At 60.6% G+C, this 17,761-nt stretch carries 18 protein-coding genes; 4 read left to right on the forward strand and 14 right to left on the reverse strand.

Annotation, left to right across the window (positions count from 1 at the left end; genetic code table 11):
• Positions 1–38: 38 nt before the first annotated feature.
• The gene (nth, locus tag P12x_RS21850; protein ID WP_435006935.1) at positions 39–725 is read right to left on the reverse strand and encodes an endonuclease III; all 687 of its coding nucleotides are present in this window, start codon (positions 723–725) and stop codon (positions 39–41) included.
• A gap of 24 nt (positions 726–749) precedes the next feature.
• Here nth and P12x_RS21855 point away from each other — a divergent pair, with 24 nt between their 5' ends.
• From P12x_RS21855 to P12x_RS21865, 3 genes are all read left to right on the forward strand, one after another.
• A complete protein-coding gene (locus tag P12x_RS21855) occupies positions 750–1,622 on the forward strand; it encodes an LON peptidase substrate-binding domain-containing protein (protein ID WP_435006937.1) in 873 nt (290 codons plus the stop codon).
• Positions 1,623–1,750: 128 nt separating this feature from the next.
• The gene (gene folE / locus P12x_RS21860; protein WP_435006939.1) at positions 1,751–2,356 is read left to right on the forward strand and encodes a GTP cyclohydrolase I FolE; all 606 of its coding nucleotides are present in this window, start codon (positions 1,751–1,753) and stop codon (positions 2,354–2,356) included.
• 247 nt (positions 2,357–2,603) lie between these two features.
• Positions 2,604–5,579 (forward strand): FAD-binding and (Fe-S)-binding domain-containing protein, encoded by a 2,976-nt coding sequence (locus tag P12x_RS21865; protein WP_435006940.1) that lies wholly within the window; start codon positions 2,604–2,606, stop codon positions 5,577–5,579.
• A 19-nt stretch (positions 5,580–5,598) separates the two neighbouring features.
• On the opposite strand, the gene ftsY is transcribed toward P12x_RS21865, so the two are convergent.
• The 5 genes from ftsY to lexA all read right to left on the reverse strand — a co-directional run bounded on the left by ftsY (position 5,599) and on the right by lexA (position 9,316).
• The gene (ftsY, locus tag P12x_RS21870) at positions 5,599–6,504 is read right to left on the reverse strand and encodes a signal recognition particle-docking protein FtsY (RefSeq protein WP_435006942.1); all 906 of its coding nucleotides are present in this window, start codon (positions 6,502–6,504) and stop codon (positions 5,599–5,601) included.
• Positions 6,505–6,546: 42 nt separating this feature from the next.
• Positions 6,547–7,422 (reverse strand): PHP domain-containing protein, encoded by an 876-nt coding sequence (locus P12x_RS21875; protein ID WP_435006943.1) that lies wholly within the window; start codon positions 7,420–7,422, stop codon positions 6,547–6,549.
• A gap of 4 nt (positions 7,423–7,426) precedes the next feature.
• A complete protein-coding gene (gene nusB, locus P12x_RS21880) occupies positions 7,427–7,951 on the reverse strand; it encodes a transcription antitermination factor NusB (protein WP_435006944.1) in 525 nt (174 codons plus the stop codon).
• Between the two features lie 159 nt (positions 7,952–8,110).
• Positions 8,111–8,599 (reverse strand): ribonuclease HI, encoded by a 489-nt coding sequence (rnhA, locus tag P12x_RS21885; RefSeq protein ID WP_435006945.1) that lies wholly within the window; start codon positions 8,597–8,599, stop codon positions 8,111–8,113.
• Between the two features lie 102 nt (positions 8,600–8,701).
• Complete coding sequence (lexA, locus tag P12x_RS21890) at positions 8,702–9,316, reverse strand: transcriptional repressor LexA (protein ID WP_435006946.1); 615 nt, start codon at positions 9,314–9,316, stop codon at positions 8,702–8,704.
• Between the two features lie 239 nt (positions 9,317–9,555).
• Here lexA and P12x_RS21895 point away from each other — a divergent pair, with 239 nt between their 5' ends.
• Complete coding sequence (locus tag P12x_RS21895; RefSeq protein WP_435006947.1) at positions 9,556–10,359, forward strand: PIG-L deacetylase family protein; 804 nt, start codon at positions 9,556–9,558, stop codon at positions 10,357–10,359.
• A gap of 35 nt (positions 10,360–10,394) precedes the next feature.
• Here P12x_RS21895 and accD read toward each other — a convergent pair whose 3' ends face one another.
• The 8 genes from accD to P12x_RS21935 all read right to left on the reverse strand — a co-directional run bounded on the left by accD (position 10,395) and on the right by P12x_RS21935 (position 17,678).
• Entirely contained in the window at positions 10,395–11,276 is an 882-nt protein-coding gene (gene accD, locus P12x_RS21900; protein WP_435006949.1) for an acetyl-CoA carboxylase, carboxyltransferase subunit beta, read from the reverse strand.
• Positions 11,277–11,452: 176 nt separating this feature from the next.
• Positions 11,453–12,037, reverse strand: a complete 585-nt coding sequence (locus P12x_RS21905) for a histidine phosphatase family protein (protein ID WP_435006950.1) — start codon at positions 12,035–12,037, stop codon at positions 11,453–11,455.
• Positions 12,034–12,777, reverse strand: a complete 744-nt coding sequence (gene rpe, locus P12x_RS21910; protein ID WP_435006952.1) for a ribulose-phosphate 3-epimerase — start codon at positions 12,775–12,777, stop codon at positions 12,034–12,036. Before rpe ends, P12x_RS21905 begins: the two co-directional genes overlap by 4 nt.
• Positions 12,778–12,877: 100 nt before the next feature.
• Positions 12,878–14,068 carry a phosphoglycerate kinase gene (locus P12x_RS21915; RefSeq protein ID WP_435006953.1) on the reverse strand — a complete coding sequence of 397 codons (1,191 nt, stop codon included), beginning with the start codon at positions 14,066–14,068 and terminating at the stop codon, positions 12,878–12,880.
• Between the two features lie 96 nt (positions 14,069–14,164).
• Positions 14,165–15,172 (reverse strand): type I glyceraldehyde-3-phosphate dehydrogenase, encoded by a 1,008-nt coding sequence (gene gap, locus P12x_RS21920; protein ID WP_435006955.1) that lies wholly within the window; start codon positions 15,170–15,172, stop codon positions 14,165–14,167.
• Positions 15,173–15,445: 273 nt separating this feature from the next.
• Entirely contained in the window at positions 15,446–16,582 is a 1,137-nt protein-coding gene (locus tag P12x_RS21925) for a hypothetical protein (protein ID WP_435006956.1), read from the reverse strand.
• A gap of 162 nt (positions 16,583–16,744) precedes the next feature.
• Positions 16,745–17,209 (reverse strand): FHA domain-containing protein, encoded by a 465-nt coding sequence (locus tag P12x_RS21930; RefSeq protein ID WP_435006957.1) that lies wholly within the window; start codon positions 17,207–17,209, stop codon positions 16,745–16,747.
• Positions 17,166–17,678, reverse strand: coding sequence for an FHA domain-containing protein (locus P12x_RS21935; protein ID WP_435006959.1), 513 nt, complete (start codon positions 17,676–17,678; stop codon positions 17,166–17,168). The genes P12x_RS21930 and P12x_RS21935 overlap by 44 nt, the downstream gene beginning before the upstream one ends.
• Positions 17,679–17,761 lie beyond the last annotated feature (83 nt).

The following is a 17,761-nucleotide window of genomic DNA, read 5'->3' on the forward strand; positions in this document are numbered from 1 at the left end:
GAAGGGAGACGAACTCTTCACGAATCTCGAACTAGCGATCAAGAGCAGATTACCGTCCGGGAATCGGGGATAAGCCCGTTCCGAGGACAGAGTTCCCGAAGCTCGCAAAGGTCGCAGCGAGGCCGGAGGGCATCGCATGGCCCCCGTCCATGGGCAATGAGGCGATGGCTGAGGTCGATCCACTCCTTCTTCGGCACGATCGATTCCAGTTCGCGTTCGATAACTTCGGGGTTGGTCTGCTTCGTCAGGCCGAGTCGATAGGCAAGCCGTTTGACGTGCGTATCGACAACGACTCCTGAGGGTATTTTGAACGCATTTCCCATCACGACGTGAGCGGTCTTCCTGCCCACGCCAGGCAGTGAGGTGAGGGCATCGAAGTCGGGCGGGACTTCCCCACCATGACACTCGACCAGTTTCGAGGATAAGGCGATGAGGTTCCTGGCCTTGTTCCGGAAGAATCCCGTACGGTAAACCAGGGCCTCGACGTCTGCCAGGTCGGCCGCAGCCAATGAGCCGGGGCCGGGAAAGCTGACGAAGAGGGCTGGGGTCACCTGATTGACCCGCTCATCGGTGCACTGGGCTGAGAGGACCGTGGCGACCAGTAGTTCGAACGGATTCCGATGATTGAGTTCACAACGGACCGTCGGATAGAGCCGGTTCAGCGCACGAACAACCTGACGGGCCTGGGTTCTGGGATCGGAACTCGGCCCCCGCTTTGGTGGCATGAATGGACCTCGAAACTGGGGGGGTTGCTCGGCTCGATCATGATCTCCCGGCAGTTTTTCGGCAAGGTGAACCGCCCTTGCCGACGCTGGAAGCCTACCTACAATGATATTTCTCAGCTCTGGAGGCTTGGTGACGATCCGACGACAAAATCATCCGTTAGGCCGCTCGAATTTCGAGCAATGTTGATGATCGCAACTTTCTCATGCGAGTGCCCTATGGATGACGACTACGACCTGACACACTTCTCAAATATTGGTCGCCTCTTCCCCTTGCCCGGTGTGGTCCTGTTCCCTCATTCTGTCTTGCCACTCCACATCTTCGAGCCGCGTTATCGACAAATGACCGAGGACGCACTGGCTTCGGATCGCCTTGTGACGATCGTCCAGACACGCCCACCATTGGAGTGGAAATCGCCCGGAACTCCGACCCTGGAACGCTTCGGTTGTCTCGGGCGCATCTTCAAACACGAGCGACTTCCCGATGGTCGGTTCAACTTCCTTCTCCTGGGTCGAAAACGAGTGGAGTTACTTCGAGAAATTCCGGGTGATAAACTCTACCGGATGTCGGAGCTTCGGATCGTCGAGGACATCCCTCCGGGTGATCACGAGGGTGTCCGGCGGGATGAGTTGATCTCCAACTTCAGGAGTCTTCATCCCGGCGGCATCGACCGTGATCTCGACTCTCTCTTCGATTCGGAACTGCCGCTGGGCGTGCTCACGGACATCATCGCCCAGGCTCTTGGGCTTGGAGCGAGCGTCAAGCAAACGTTTCTTGCCGAACCCGTGGTGGTCCGCAGGGCCATCGGGCTGCTCGGCTTGCTTCGGCAGATGAAAGAAAATCAGCAGACACCCCAGGACATTCCTTCCAAATTCCCCCCCCCGTTCAGCCTCAATTGAGTCGAGACTCGCCGGGTTGATTGGGGGATGAATTGCCTCTATAATGGCACCTTCCTTTTGACCGAAACGCTCATCCTTAGACGACTTGCAGGTTGCGCCTTGCACCTGGATCGAGGGGTTTTAGGGTCATGATCGACCACCAGGAACAGGATGAGATCAGCCACGGCACCATGGACCTTCCCCGAATCCGTAGGGCGGTTCGCGAGATCCTCCTGGCTGTCGGGGAAGACCCCGATCGAGAGGGATTGAGGGATACCCCGAATCGCGTGGCTCGCATGTACGCCGAGATGTTTTCCGGTCTCCATCAAGACCCTCGAGTCCACCTCGCGACCCTATTTACACAGAAGTATGACGAATTAGTCCTGATCAAGGACATCCGTTTCGAAAGCACCTGCGAGCACCATCTGCTCCCGTTCATCGGCACGGCCCACGTCGCATATATCCCGAATGGTCAGGTGGTCGGGTTATCCAAGATCCCCAGGGTGATCGACGTCCTCTCGAAGCGGCCCCAGTTGCAAGAGCGACTGACGGAAGAGGTCGCCGACCTCCTGATGACCGAATTGAATGCCAAGGGAGTGGCCGTCGTGATGGACGCTTCGCACAGTTGCATGACCGTCCGTGGAGTCCACAAGCCCGGCGCCGCCTTCGTCACCAGCGCACTCCGCGGGGCGTGCAAGGACCGTGCGGCCACTCGTGCCGAGGTCCTGGCCCTGATCAATGGAAATCGCAGTTGATCCCGGACCCTCTACGGATCGTCGGGAACCGGATCTTCCAAGCCGGCAACGTCTTCTGATCCGGGCTGGCCGGTTGTATCCTGGAGTGAACCGGGTCGATCGTCGCTCGCAATTCTTCAATATTGGCAGCGATCGAGCGAAGTTCGTTAACCCATCCGTCCAATCCAGGATGGCTGTTTGACGTCGTCGCCTACCCCCCGATGCCAACTCGAAGGCTCGTCGCCGACTTCAAGGACTCACAGACACAGTGGACGAACGCCGGGCGAGGATTCACGACGATCTCCGGGGTATTCTCGGTGGCGAACTCTTGTTCGAACCGATCGAACGCGCCCCATACTCCCATGATGCTAGCCTTTACGAAATCGACCCGCTCGGGGTGGTCGTCCCTCGGACCAGCGAAGACCTCGTCGCGCTGGTTCATTACGCCGTCGAAAACCAGATCCCTCTTCATCCTCGAGGGGCGGGTACCGGACTTGCTGGGGAGACTCTCGGGCCGGGCCTGGTCATCGATTTTAGTCGTCATTTCCGGCGAATCATCGAGATCGGTAAGGATCATGTCGAAATCCAGCCGGGAGTGGTCCTCGATCTCTTGAACGATCAACTGGCTCCGCTCGGCCGGAGGATTGGCCCCGACCCGAGCCATTCGGAATCGAGGACGATCGGAGGGATGGTCGGGCTCGATGCGGCGGGTATCCGCTCGCTCCGCCACGGGACGACCGCCGATCATGTCCGAGGCCTCTCGGTGGTCTTCTCCAATGGTGAAGCCGCGAAGATCGGCTTCGAACCCTGGCCCTCACCCGAGGACGAACCCAAAAGTTTCAAGGATCTGGTCGTCCGCAAGCTCGGGACGATCTATCGCCGACATGTCGACCTACTGACCCGACTCCATCCTCGATCGAGTCGAAACCGAGCCGGATATGCCCTCGGCGAAGCCGCCTCGCCGGTCGGGATCGACCTGGCTCGACTCCTGGTCGGATCCGAAGGAACTCTGGCCCTGGTGACAGGAATCAGCCTGGCGACCGTGCCGACCCCGACAGCTCAGTCGGTGGTCGTGCTCCCTTTCGGGCGAATCGGCGATGCCGCGAGAGCCGTGGTCGACTGCCTCCGTTTCGGCCCTTCAGCCTGCGAGCTCTTCGACTGGCGTTCGCTGAGCATGGCACGCGATGTTCTCCCCACGATTCGTCACTGGATCGCGGAATCGGCGGAAGCCGCGTTGATTGTCGAGATCGATGGGGACGACCCGGCCGAGGTCGCGGACCGTCTCCGGTCGATGGTCCTTCGGGTCGAAGGCAGAGGCCTCTTGGTCAGCGACCCCGTCGAGGCGACCGGAAGATCCGATTGCGACTTCCTCCTGGGTCTTCGAAAGTCGATCACTCCCGGCCTCATGCGGATGAAGGGGCCTTGCCGACCAGTCCCGTTCATCGAGGATATTGCCGTCCCTCCGGAGGCACTGGCCGAATTCCTCCGCCGGCTCCAGGATATCCTCAAGCAGTTCGAAGCGAGTTGGACCGTCTATGCTCATGCCGGTGCGGGGCAACTTCATGTTCGCCCATTCCTGGATCTGGGCGAACCGTCCGATGTGGCGAAACTGGAGCCCATGGCCAGTGCGGTCCACGAGGCAGCGCTCAGCCTCGGTGGTTCGATCTCGGGCGAACATGGTTGCGGATTAGCACGAACCCAGTTCCTCCGCAGGCAGGCAGGCGACCTCTTCCATGCGTTTCGCGAGATCAAGGACGCCTTCGACCCGTACAACGTACTGAATCCCGGAAAGGTGGTCGGCGATGATCCGCACCTGATGACCCGGCATCTCAAACCGGTCGCCCCCCCAGGATCTCCCGAGATGTTACCCGGATCCTCGAGCGAGCCCACCGAGGCCGAGGTTCAGGTCATCATCCCCGCACTCCGTCATCTCGACCTCTCGGTCCTGGAGCAAGCCTCCGCCTGCAACGGCTGCGGCGCCTGTCGGACCCAAGAGCCTGGCCTCCGGATGTGCCCGACCTTTCGGGCACTCCGCTCCGAGGCGGCCTCCCCCCGGAATCAGGCCAATCTGCTCCGTCAGATCGCCACCGGTGCCCTCGACCCCAGACTCTGGGGGTCCGAGGAGATGAAAGCCAACGCCGATCTCTGCATCCATTGCATGTCATGCCGCAATGAATGCCCCGCTGGTATAGACGTCTCCAGCCTGATGGTCGAGGCCAAGGCTGCCTACGTTGAGATCCACGGCCTGGCACCGACCGACTGGTATCTTTCCAGGGTTGACCTCTGGTCGAAGCTCGCCAGCCGGGTCCCGATCACCTGGAACGGCATCATCAAGAATCGATTCGCCCGATGGTTAATCGAGCGGACTTTCGGAGTGGCCCGGCAGCGGGCTCTCCCCAATGCCCACCGGACTCCCTTCCTCCGAAGGGCCGAGCGACTTGGCCTGACCCGGGCTCGACCTCAGGAACCTGGCCCCCGAGTGGCCTACTTCGTCGATGTCTTCGCTAACCACTTCGACCAGGAACTGGCCGAATCCGTAGTCGGTGTGCTGCGCCAGGCCGGTGTGAATGTGCATGTTCCACGCCGTCAGCGGGGCTCTGGGATGTCCGCCCTGGTCGCCGGCGACCTGGAGCACGCACGCGAACTCGCCCTGGCCAACCTTCGAGTCCTGGGGGACGTCGTTCGAGACGGATATACGGTGGTATGCTCCGAGCCCACGGCCACTCTCATGATCCGCCGCGAGTACCTCAAATTAACCGATGACCTCGACGCCTCCCTCGTCGCCGAGAACACGATGGACGTCGGCCAGTACCTGAGCGGATTGGCCGCCCGAGGGCAATTACCCGAACCGAAGCACCCTCTCCGAGCCCGGGTCGGCTATCATCAGCCGTGCCACCTCCGCACGCTCGAGGTTGGGACCCCCGGACTCGACCTGATCCGTTCCATCCCCGAGTTGGATGTCGAATTCATCGACCGAGGCTGCTCGGGGATGGCTGGAACCTTCGGGCTATCGCGTCAGAATTTCCGAACTTCGCTCCGAGCCGGCCGGGCTCTGCGCAACCGCCTTCTGGGCCAAGACATAGAGATCGGATCGACCGAGTGTGGTTCCTGCCGGATGCAGATGGAACAAGGGAGCACCAAACGCACCCTCCACCCGATCAAACTCCTCGGGCTAAGCTATGGGCTAAATCCTTCACTGCTCCGCCATTTTCGCGACAGCAAGCCTAGGCGTGAGATGTCCTGAGCCCTTGCCTTCCGGAATCTCAAGAGAAGATCGACTCGACGAACGCTTCAGCGTCGAAAGGCTGAAGGTCATCAATTCCTTCTCCAATCCCGACGAACTTGACGGGCAGGTTCATCGCCTGGCGGACGGCCACGACGACCCCACCCTTTGCGGTCCCGTCGAGTTTCGTCAGGATGACGCCTGTGCAACCGATCGACTTGGTGAAGACCTCGGCCTGTCGAATGGCGTTCTGCCCATTTGTCGCATCGAGCACGAGTAGGACCTCGTGAGGAGCACCTGCAATCTTTCGCGAGATGACCTGGCGCACTTTCTCCAGCTCACGCATCAGGTGAGATTGCGTGTGCAATCGACCAGCCGTGTCGACGATCAGGACGTCGACTTGCCGGGCGAGAGCCCGGTCGCAGGCGTCGTGCGCCACGCTGGCCGGGTCCGCTCCGGGTGCTCCCTTGACGATGTCAGAGCCCGAACGCTCGGCCCAGATCGTCAGCTGATCGGCCGCTGCCGCTCGGAACGTGTCGCAAGCGGCCAACAGGATCGTTTTCCCTTCATTCTTGAACCGTTGGGCCAGCTTCGCGATCGAGGTTGTCTTACCCGAGCCGTTGATGCCGGCGATCAGATAGACCGTCGGCTTCGAGCTTGCGACGATCAAGGCACCGGGACGTGGGTCGATCAGAAGCGCCTTCAACTCTCGCTTGACCAGATCGATCAGTTCCTGGTCGGCCGTCCGATCGGCGTAAGCCGTGCGTACCCGTTCAATAACCTTCGAAGTCGCGCCGACTCCGACATCAGCCTGGATCAGGATCGATTCGAGCCTGTCCAGGAAGTCCTGGTCGACCTTCCTGCCGAGCCAGGAGCGAACGTCGAAGAGTTGAGCCGTCCGCGACAGCCCTTTCTTGAATCGGTCGAGCAGATCCTTGAACGCCATGAGTCCCAGGGGAATTGAGATAGGAGAGACGAGACAATCCGACTAATCGGTGGCTGACACTGGCCGATGAAGGCGAAGCCGATCGAGATCCTCGGGAGAGGTAGAGATGACACCCACCCACCGACCCGGACGGTCGGAGGCATGAAAATCGGATCCGGCGATCGGGGCCAACCCAAATTCGTCGGCCCAGTCTCGCCATCGTCGACCGAGCCTGGACCCAATTCCTGGGCCATCGACTTCGATCGCTCCGAGTCCCTCGTCCACCATTTCACGCAAACTTACCAATCGGAGATCATAGGGCGGATGGGCCAGCCCGGCAACCCCGCCAGCTCCCCGGATCAGCTCGATGGCCTTTCCGAAGGGTACACGCGGTTTCTCGACTTGCGTAGGTCCGTCGTCGCCGAGGAATCGAGCGAATGCATCGCGATAATCGGCGACTTGCTCGGTATGGACCAGCCAATCGGCCAGATGTTTGCGTCCCAGAGTTGCCCTCGGAAATGTCGATCGTAAGACGTCGAGGTCGATACTCAGGCCAAGCTGGCCCAGTCGACGGGCCATTGCCTCGATCCGATTCGACCTGGCCTCACGAAGCATGGAGGTAGCCTCAACGAGCGCCGGGTCGTCCTCCCGGACGAAGTGGCCGAGAACGTGGAGTTCCCGACCCTCCCGGCTGGAGGTTAGCTCGATCCCGCCAATCAACTCGATCCCGAGGCGATCGGCCTCGGGGCGGGCGATGGAGATGGCCGAGAGCGTGTCGTGATCGGTGATCGCCAGCCCCGAAAGCCCGACGTTCGCGGCCGCTCGGACGACCTCTCCGGGCGAGCACTGTCCATCGGAATGGGTCGTGTGCACGTGAAGATCGACCCGACCGAAGCGAGCGGGCTTCGAGGAGCGGGCCAATCTGAGGGCTCTGCCCACGGAGTCAGGACTCCTCGCCCGGTGGTATCAGCGGCACCGCGGCCTCCGACGAAGATTCCTCTTTGGCGAGTTCTCCACCTTCAGCATCGATATCCTGCGAGACCGTGGCGGTCGAAGACTGACCCGCTCCGGCGACCTGGAGTCTGTCGAGGATTCCGTTCACGAAGCGGCTCGATTGCGCAGTGCTATAGCGTTTAGCCAATTCCAAGGCTTCGTTGATCGCGACCTTGGCCGGGACCGATTCGGGGCAGTAGAGCAGTTCGTAGGCACCGAGCCGGAGGATGTTTCGGTCGATGGCCGCCATCCGGTCCAGACGCCAGTTTTCGGCCACCTCGGAGATCAAGGCATCGATCCGGGGTTGGTGCTCCCGGACCCCCTCGATCAGGGTCGAGGCGAAGGCGCACAGCTTGGGCTCGCGAAGCCTACGCTGAATGAAGACATCCGCTTCCTCCGGGCCTTGGCCGGGGTTCTGCTCCAGTTGGTAGAGGACCTGAAGGGCGATTTCTCGACCTCGAGTTCGTCGAGTCATAGGTGCCTTGGGGCCTGAGGCCCTCGATATCTTGCCGGTCCTGACTTCGCGGACCCTCGGCGAATGCGATAGGATCGATCATACGCCAGCGGGGCACCGTGCGTGAAGTCCAGACGAAAGCATCCGGATTCGAGCCCGGTTCCATCGAGGACCCGGGCGTCATCCCCGAGCGTCGGCGACCATTTGTTTATAGGCGGCGACCGCCATTCGATCGCACGCTTCATTCTCGGGATGCCCGTTATGGCCGAGGACCATGGAGACTCTCACGTCGTGGTTCGCGACGAGTTCATCGAGCCGTTGCCAGAGGTCTAGATTTACGACCGGTTTGAAGGACTTTCCTTCACGGCGCCGCCAGCCCTGGGCCTTCCACTTGGGCATCCAGTCACGGAGTCCCTTCCCGACATACTCGCTATCGGTGACCAATTCGACCTGGCATCGGCGCTTGAGACTGGCAAGCCCTTCGATGGCACCGGTCAGTTCCATCCGATTGTTCGTGGTCTCAGGCACCGCTCCCGAAGCATCGACAATCCGACCACTCGCCGGGTGTTGCAGGATGTAAGCCCAGCCTCCCGGTCCCGGGTTTCCACTACAAGCGCCGTCGGTGAAGAGCCGGACGAAATCGGCGGGGGCATTCGGGTCGGGCGTCATCCGTGAACGATCCTTGATAAGCAAACGGACCCGCCGAATAGCCCCGGCGGGTCTTGGTTTGATGAATCTCAGGCTCCAGGCTACCGACAGGAGCGGATTGTCTCAATACTTTCGGACGACACCGACAAGAATCCCGATGATGTCGACCTTGTCGCGGAAGATCGGCTTCATCGTTTTATTGGCGGGCTCGAGTCGGAAACGATTCTTCTCCTTGAAGAACCGCTTGAGTGTCGCCGCCCCGTCCTCGTCTCTGACCGCAACAATCTGACCGTCCCGAGCCTGCTCCTGCTTGTGGATGATCACATAATCGCCGTCGGCGATGTGCTCTTCGATCATCGACTCGCCGGTGACCTGCAGGGCGAACTTGTCCTCGGCCCCTTCCCATTCGGAGAAAGCCAGTTCCTCATCGGCCTGCTCAATCGCTTCGATCGGTGACCCGGCTGCGATCCGGCCGACCAACCGGACTCCGGTCGGGGCCGCCGGCGCCGAGGTCGGATCTTCCAGGAGTTGGATCGCACGCGACATGTTGGGCTCGCGGTGGATCAGGCCTTTCTTCTGGAGTGCCTTGAGGTGGCACATGACTCCATTGGGGCTCTTGATATCGAACTCATTGCCGATCTCGCGGACCGTCGGGCCATAGCCGCGACCCTGGATCTTGCCGCGAATGAACTGGTAAATCTCGCGCTGACGCGAGGTCAATTGTTCGAGGTCGGCCATGGCTGGACACTCCGGAGGTGGGAGGGGGCGATCCTTCAGCCCTCCTTTCATGCGATCGGATGGACACCACAAGACGGGCGAACACCATCTGACCCTTTGACTGCTAATGTACACAAGTCGCCCAGGAGACGCGAGGACATTCCGGAAATTTCAGGGCAGTCCCCCCACCGAAACCCCGCCGGAAGGATCTTGCGAGTGGCAGGACTTCGAGATTACCCTCGCCGCTCAATCAGAACTCGATGGAGCTTCCCGTGCCCGAGCCCAAATCGCTCAAGCCTCAAATCCTGGCCATTCACGCGCACCCCGATGACATCGAGTTTCAGTGCGCGGGGACGCTCGCCCTGCTTGCCACGAAGGGCTGTTCGATCACGCTGGCCACCATGACGCCCGGAGATTGTGGGAGCGCCGACCGCGATGCTGAGACAATCTCGACCATTCGCAGGCAAGAGGCCAGGGCGGCAGCCGAACTCATCGGAGCGGAATACTTCTGCCTGGAGTTCCGCGACCTCGCCATCTTCGAGGACGATGAGTCGAGGAGGCGAGTGGTCGAGGCCCTCCGGAGAGTTCGTCCAGAGATCGTCCTGACCGCCCCACCTGTCGACTATCTCTGCGATCACGAGGCCACCAGCCGGTTAGTCCGCGACGCCTGTTTCGCCGCGACCCTCCCCAACTACAAGACTCGACAGTGGGAACCGGCCCCACCTCTCCCGAAGATTCCCCACCTCTACTACACCGATCCGATCGAGGGAATTGATCGTGACGGCCAACCCCAGCCGTCCGGCTTCCTGGTCGATGTCTCGAACGTCGTCGAAATCAAGCGGCGAATGCTCGCTTGTCACGCCAGCCAACGGGACTGGCTCCTCAAGCAGCATGGGATCGATGAGTATCTCGACGCCCAGGCTCGATGGGGATCCCATCGAGGGGCGGAGATCGGCGTCGCTCACGCCGAGGCATTCCGCCAGTATCTGGGGCATGCCTACCCCAGAGATAACCGTTTGCTCATGCTACTCGAAGAGGGGAATGAGCCCGCGTCGCCTCGGTAGTCCGGGACATCTTCGATCCCAATTCCTCGCGCAGCTCAGGGCGAGACGTAATCGATGAGCTGCGCCAGGAGACTCCGTAGATCCTTCCGGTGGACAATCCGATCGAGAAAGCCGTGAGCGAGCAGGAACTCGCTGGTCTGGAAGCCTTCCGGGAGGCGAACCCTGACCGTCTGGGCGATGACTTTGGGTCCCGCGAATCCGATCAGGGCCTTCGGTTCGGCGAGGATAATATCGCCGAGTGAGGCAAAGCTGGCGGCGACCCCTCCCATCGTGGGGTGGGTCAGTACGCTGATATAGAGGCCTCCAGCCTCTCCGTGGCGAGCCAGGGCCGCGGAGACCTTGGCCATTTGCATGAGCGAGAAGATTCCCTCGTGCATCCGGGCCCCTCCGCCCGAGCCGGAGACGATGACGAGAGGAAGCTTCTGACGAGTCGCCTCCTCGATCGCGCGAGTCAGCTTCTCCCCGACCACCGAGCCCATCGAGCCCATGATGAAGCCACTATCCGTGGCCCCGAAGACGATCCGGATCCCCTTGATGAACCCCTGCCCCACGACCGCCGCTTCATTCAGGCCGGTTCGCGATTGTTCGGCTTTGACTCGCTCGGGATAAGGGCGTCGATCGTTGAAATTCAGCGGATCCCCCGGCAACAGATTCGTGAACCATTCCTCGAAGGTATCCGGGTCCAGGATCTGAGAAACGCGCTCCATTGCCGTGATCGAGAAATGGTGATCGCACTCCGGGCAGACATTCAGGTTTTCAACGACTTGCTTGCGGAAGAGGGTCGCCCCGCAACCATCGCAACGCATGAAAACACCGACGGGCACTCCCTTGGGCTGGGATTGGCCGTGCCAGGAGGAGGGTGAGCTTCCACGATTACCTGTCATGGTCGGCGAAGTTCCTTCGGCAGCATCCAGCATCGGCGTCCTGGCCTTCCGTGAAATTCGGAGGATCGAATGCGACCGACCCAAGGGAATTCTTTCGTGATGGCCTGGTTCTCTAACGAATGTTGATAGTAGACAATCGTCCAGTCAAACCGATCGAACCTCCAGCCCAGGCGTCCAGGAGATTCGAAATCAACAGCCCCCTTTCGAGGTCAGCCGTCGTCACCGTTGCGGCCCCATTCCGGCCCGACGGTGATCATCTCGAATTTCCCGGTGGGGACTTGATCGGCGAGCTGGACCCGCGAGTCTCTCCGCAGATAGCATGCGATAAACTGGGCGATCGGTTCGCAGGCGACCAATCCGATCGTCTCGTTTCGGTGTCGTTTAATCAAGGGTTTCAATGCGACCTTGATCCGGTCGATCGCCCGATCGACCGGCTCGCCATGAGGAGGGCTCACGGTGCAGGGATCGTCGATCCACTGTCGGAAGACCTTCTGATGCCTCCGCTTGATCTCCTCGACCTGCAACCCCTGCCAGAGCCCTTGATCGAGATTCCGCAATTCCTCGACACGTCGAGGTCGTAGCCCCAAGGTCCGACCGACCGTCTCCGCCGTCCTGAGGGCATTCTCGCTCGGCCCGCAATAGAGCGATGTCAACTCCATCGACGCCAACATCGAGGAAAGCTCGGCCACTTCCGCCCAGCCTCGATCGCTCAGTGGGACATCCAGGACTCCCTGAATCCGATTCTGCTCGTCATACACGGTCGCTCCGGGACGGATCAGTACGACTGTGGTCATTCGTGTGACGGTGGCCCGGCCTGAGGGGCCGGGGCACTGCCTCGGAGTCTACCGCGGTGGATCCCCTCGGCCAACTCAGCCAGGGCCGCCGCGTAATTGCCATCGGGACGGAACACGCCCGAACCGACTACCATCTGCGAGACCCCGGCCGCCACGGCCAGTTCGGCGGTGTCCGGCTTGATCCCGCCGTCAATCGAGATCCAAAGACCGGGGTGAATCGCTCGCAGCGTTCGAACCTTCTCGAGGACAGAATTGTCGAACTTCTGTCCCCCGAAACCCGGCATCACGCTCATCACGAGGACGGCGTCCAACTGCTCCAGGTATGGCTCGATCGCCGAGAGGGGGGTCGGCGGATTGAGGGCGATCGAGGCCCGGCAACCCGCGGCTTTGATTCGTCCGATCAATTCGGTGGGCTCGGCGACCGCCTCGATCTGGAAGATGATGATGTCGCAGCCAGCCTTGACGAAGTCGTCGAGGTAGCGTGCCGGGTCCGTCATCATCAAGTGGCAATCGAACGTGAAGTCGGTCCGCTTTCGCCAGTCGGCAATCACGGGAGCGCCGTAGGAGAGATTGGGAACGAAGTGCCCGTCCATGACATCAAGATGAACTGCAACGACGCCATCACGCTGGAGGGCATCAAGCTCCTCGGCCACCCGAGCGAAGTCGCAATTGAGCAGCGAGGGCGTCACGAAAGGCCGAGGGGCGGAGTCCCAGGCGGCAAGCCTGGCAGGTCGCCCCATCGGAGTGCGGAGATCGTCCCCCATCCGTCGATTCGCTTTCCGGTTTCGAGGCCGAGGCGGAACTCGAGGGTCGCCCGAACGATCGGGAGACCCGTCTCATTCAGAGATCGGGGATAACGCCCAGCGAGTTGAACGATTTCCCTTCGAGACACTCCAGAAAAGCCCCGCCTCCGGTCGAGACGTGGTTGACCTTGTCGGCGAAGCCAAACTGCTCGACGGCCTCGGCCGTCTCGCCTCCCCCGACAACCGTCACCCCCGATGATGCGGCCATCGCTCGAGCGACGCCCAACGTGCCCTGGCGGAAGGGCTCATCCTCGAACTTGCCCATGGGTCCGTTCCAGATAACCGTCCCAGCGGATTCGATCAAGTCACCGTAAAGCTTTATCGTGGCAGGACCAATGTCGATTCCGATGCCGGCCTCGGGCAGATCCGAACCCCCGACGACCCAGGTCTTCGAGGTCGGGTCGAGGGACTCGGTCATCAGGTGATCGATCGGCAGCACCAACTTCTCGCCGGCTAAAGCCAGGAGTTTTCGAGCCTCTTCCAGCTTGTCGGCCTCAACCCGGCTCTTACCGGTGGAGTGACCTTGAGCCTTGAGGAAAGTATAGGTCATCGCCCCGCCGATGAGGAGCTTGTCGACCCTGGGAAGGAGATTTTCGATCACCCCGATCTTATCCGAAACCTTGGCACCGCCCATCACGGCGATCATCGGCGGCTTCGGATGCTTCAAGAGCGTGTCGAGGATCTGCAGTTCCTTCTCGACGAGGAATCCGATCCCGCGAGACTCGGGCGGGAATTGTGAAGGCACGGCGACCATCGAAGCTTCGTCGCGATGGCATGTGCCGAACGCGTCATTGACGTAGAGGTCGGCCAGACCGGCCAGTTGCTTGGCGAACTCAGGATCGCCTTTCTTCTCACCCTTGTTGAACCGCACGTTTTCGACGACGAGAATTTCGCCAGGCTTCAAGGAGGAGGCGGCAGCCTGGGCCTGGGGGCCGACCGTTTCATCGACCTTCTGGACCGGCTTGCCCAGCAGTTCCCCGAGTCGAGCGGCGACGCGGTCGAGCTTGAAGGGAGCGTCGGCGGCAGGGTCGCCAGTCGGTCGCCCGAGATGGCTGACCAGGACCAGGGAAGCCCCCTTGGCGAGCGCAAAGGTCAAGGTCGGCAAAGCGGCACGAATCCGACGGTCGTCGGAAACTTCGCCATCCTTGGTCTGGGGAACATTGAAGTCGACTCTGACCAGGACTTTACGACCTTCCAGAGCTAACTCGCGGATCGTCTGCTTGGGCAATTCTCTGGTCCTTAAACCTTAATGCGGGGAATTGGTGTTCGGGAGAACTCGAGCCGATCAGCCCTGAGTTCTCCCGATTCCCCATCGTAGAAACGATCAGCCCAGGTGTGCGACCTTGGTGATCAACTCGGCAGTCCGCTTCGAATAGCCCCATTCGTTGTCGTACCAGGCCACGGTCTTGACCATGTTCCCGCCGATCACGGTGGTCTGGTCGCTCATGAAGATGCACGAGTGCGGATTGCCGATGATATCGCTGGAGACCAGCGGATCGGTCGAATACTCGATGATACCCTTGAGCGGCCCTTCGGCTGCGGCCTTGATCGCGGCGTTCACCTCGTCCTTGGTCACATCCTTGCCAAGGATGGAGGTCAGGTCGGTGACCGATCCGTCGGGCACGGGAACCCGGAGGGCGTAACCGGTCAGTTTGCCGTTGAGATCGGGGATCACCTCTCCCACGGCCTTGGCGGCACCCGTGGAGGACGGGATGATATTCACCGCGGCGGCTCGGGCACGGTAGGGATCCGAGTGGACCTGGTCGGCGACTCGCTGGTCGTTGGTGTAGGCGTGAATGGTGGTCATCAGGCCCTTCACGATCCCGAAGGATTCATGGAGGACCTTGGCCATCGGGGCGAGACAGTTCGTCGTGCAAGATGCGTTGGAGAGGATCCGGTCGGTCGGCTTGATCGTATGATCGTTGACGCCCATGACGATCGTCGCGTCGAGCTTGTCCTTGGCGGGTGCCGAGAGGATGACGCGGTCCGCCCCGGCGTCGATGTGCTTCTGGAGAGCGGCCTTATTCGTGAAAATGCCCGTCGACTCGAGGGCCACCTGGCAGCCCAGGGCCTTCCAGGGAAGATTCGCCGGATCCCTCTCGGTCGTGATTTTCACGAGCTTGCCGTTGACAACCAGGCCACCTTCGGCAACTTCGACCGTGCCCTGGAATCGGCCGTGGACGCTATCGTATTTCAGGAGGAGTGCCAGGTGCTTGGCGTCGGAGAGGTCGTTGATCGCGACGATCTCGAAGTCCTGGGGCTGCGCCACCATGGCCCGGAAGACCAGGCGACCGATCCGACCGAACCCGTTAATCCCGACTCGAACCGCCATTCGTACCATCTCCTGGCTGTGCCAACAGTGCGCTTCGGGGTCGCTTCACCGGACGCTCCGTCGGCCCGGATCCGCACGATCCGGAGTTCAGACCCCACCGCGATAAGCGAGCGAAGCAGGGATTATAGACGCTGCTTCGATAGCCTGTCAACGAGAGCAACAGTCGGCCGGGGCAGGCAAATGCGGTCGGGGCGACCCCCGCTAGGTGCGGAGGTCACCCGGTTTTCAGAGCCGGAGATAAAGATCTCAGGCCGGGTTTTCTCGGTCCCCGATTCAGTTCGGATCGGACGTCGGGGGAGTCGGATTATCGGATGGAGTCGCGGAATTGAGATGGGTCGGATCGATCCCGTGAAACAACCCCGTGGGTTCTTCAACCTGCGACGGGGGGGCATCATCGCCATTGTTCGTCCCCGGCCTGCCGATGAGCTTATCGCGTGAAGAGACCAATTGAGGATATAGATCGCTGTAAATGGCCTCCTGTTGCGGATCCTTCGCCGGGGCAAACCTCAGATTGTAGCTGTGCATGAAGGCAAGGAGATTGCCGACCGTCGTATTCTCGACCTTCTCGAGTTCCGCGATGACCGCCTCGACATTCGGTTTCGATAGCATCTTTGACATGCCGGAGAGGCCCTTGAGATAGTTCGTGGCCTGCACGTGATCCGGCTGCTGACTCTTCGGGATTTCTTCCTCAACCTTCCGTGAGAGGGCCGCGACGGCGTTCCGAACCTTCGTCACGGTCTCCGGTGTAAGCGATCCTTTCGCATCCTCATCGACGGCCTCCTTGATGGACTTCTCATAGGCTTCTCGCTCCGGCTTGAATTTCTCCGAGCGTAATGGCAAAGGCCAATTTTCCGGGTTTACCAATTGACTCAGGGAGATGGTGACTGCATCGGTCTCGTCCCGGAAGGGGATCTGCTTGATCGCGGCGGGGCTGACGCTGGCGTTTGCCAGTCTGAGAGACGATCCGCTCATGACCTTGGGGTCGGAGAGTTGGTCGAGTATCGTATTCAAAGCATCGCCCGATTTGATGTCATCGGGAGTGGGATTATCGCGAATCCGGGCGAGCCGGGCCTCATAATTGGCTTGATCCATCTTCAGTTCGCGGGCGTGCTCGCGATTATATCGACGACGGGCTTCCAGCATCGAGTTGTAGAGATATTGGTTGTAGCGGACCACCGTGTTTTCGTTGATGGAATTGGCCTCGGCCGTTTCATAATTATAGACGCCGGCCCCCCTGGCATAGGCCCCGAATCCGGCAGCGATGCTCCCCTGAGGAGTGGCTCCCCATCCACCGAAGCCGTAGCCACCATACCCATAACCGGATGGATAATAATATTGCGACTGAGCTTGCCTGGCCCCTGAGCCCCATAGGAGGAGCGCACAAATAAGCATCCGAATGCCATGACGCATGGGTGTTCTCCACGTGGTAGTTTTCGGTAACCTGCGACCAATCGGTACGGTCGCGCTCCCCTGCCTCGGCTGGCTCGCGAAGGGGCGAGTCAGGATCGGGGAAGCATCAGGATTCCGAAACCAACACACGCAATGGTCATGCCGATTTGTCGGAGTGACAGGTCACTCGGAGAGGGGCATGAAATCGTCATCGAGTTCGACGATCTCGGGTGAGGCGGCGGGCGAGATTCGTTTGGGAGAATTTGTCGAGACCTTGGTGGTCGGGGGTAAAGCCCAGTCGAGCCGATAAAGGAATTGGGCGATCGCCACTTCGTCCCCGGGTTGAAGCTGGACTTCCTCGACCAGCTTTCCGTTGACCCTCACCCCGTTCTGGCTCCCAAGATCCCGAATCACGACCCGATCATACGCCAGGGCCAGGCAACAATGACGTCGAGAGACTTCCGGTACGTCGATCCGGACATCACAATCCGGATGACGTCCGATTAGGATCACTTGACGAACAATCGAAATGGGGGGGGCCGAACCGGCGAGGAGGGGGACTAACTGGGCCGTCATGAGGCTTCCGCCGTCGGTCGAGGCACGGTCAAGAGTGGCTTTGCGGGGTCTCTTCCTCAGGATCTCGGTCATTTTTCATCTGTACGATGACCTGAATCCGATATTTATCCGGGATTCCTCCCAGCTCATTCCGCAGGAGTTCGGCCAAAGGTCGCTCGAGCAGCCCTGCTTCGGCTCCGGGGATCGAACGACCGACTCCCGGGGCATGCATCCCATGGTGCGACGAACCATTCGGGTCGGCCTGTGTCATCTCCTGGGAAACGCCATTTTCCAGACGATACCGAATATGGGCAATGGAAAGCTCATCTCCGGTCCGGAGACGACCACGTTCCACTCGCTCTCCATTGATCCGGATGCCGTTGGTACTTCCGAGATCTCGAACGACCAGTTCGTCCTTCTCCTGGGTCATACAACAATGATGACGCGAGATGCGGAGCGAATCGAGTCGGACGTCACACAAAGGATGACGTCCAACGACGACCATAGCGCGATCCAGTGGGATGTCGGATCCTTCATCCAGGGCCACCAGGCGTGCTGGCATTAGGCGCATCCTGTCCCGAAAGTCGCTGCCGGATGTTAGGCAACGGGGGCCAACTCGGGGAATTACACTCGATTATATAACTC

This window comes from Tundrisphaera lichenicola (assembly GCF_051175385.1).
Lineage (GTDB): Bacteria > Planctomycetota > Planctomycetia > Isosphaerales > Isosphaeraceae > Tundrisphaera > Tundrisphaera lichenicola.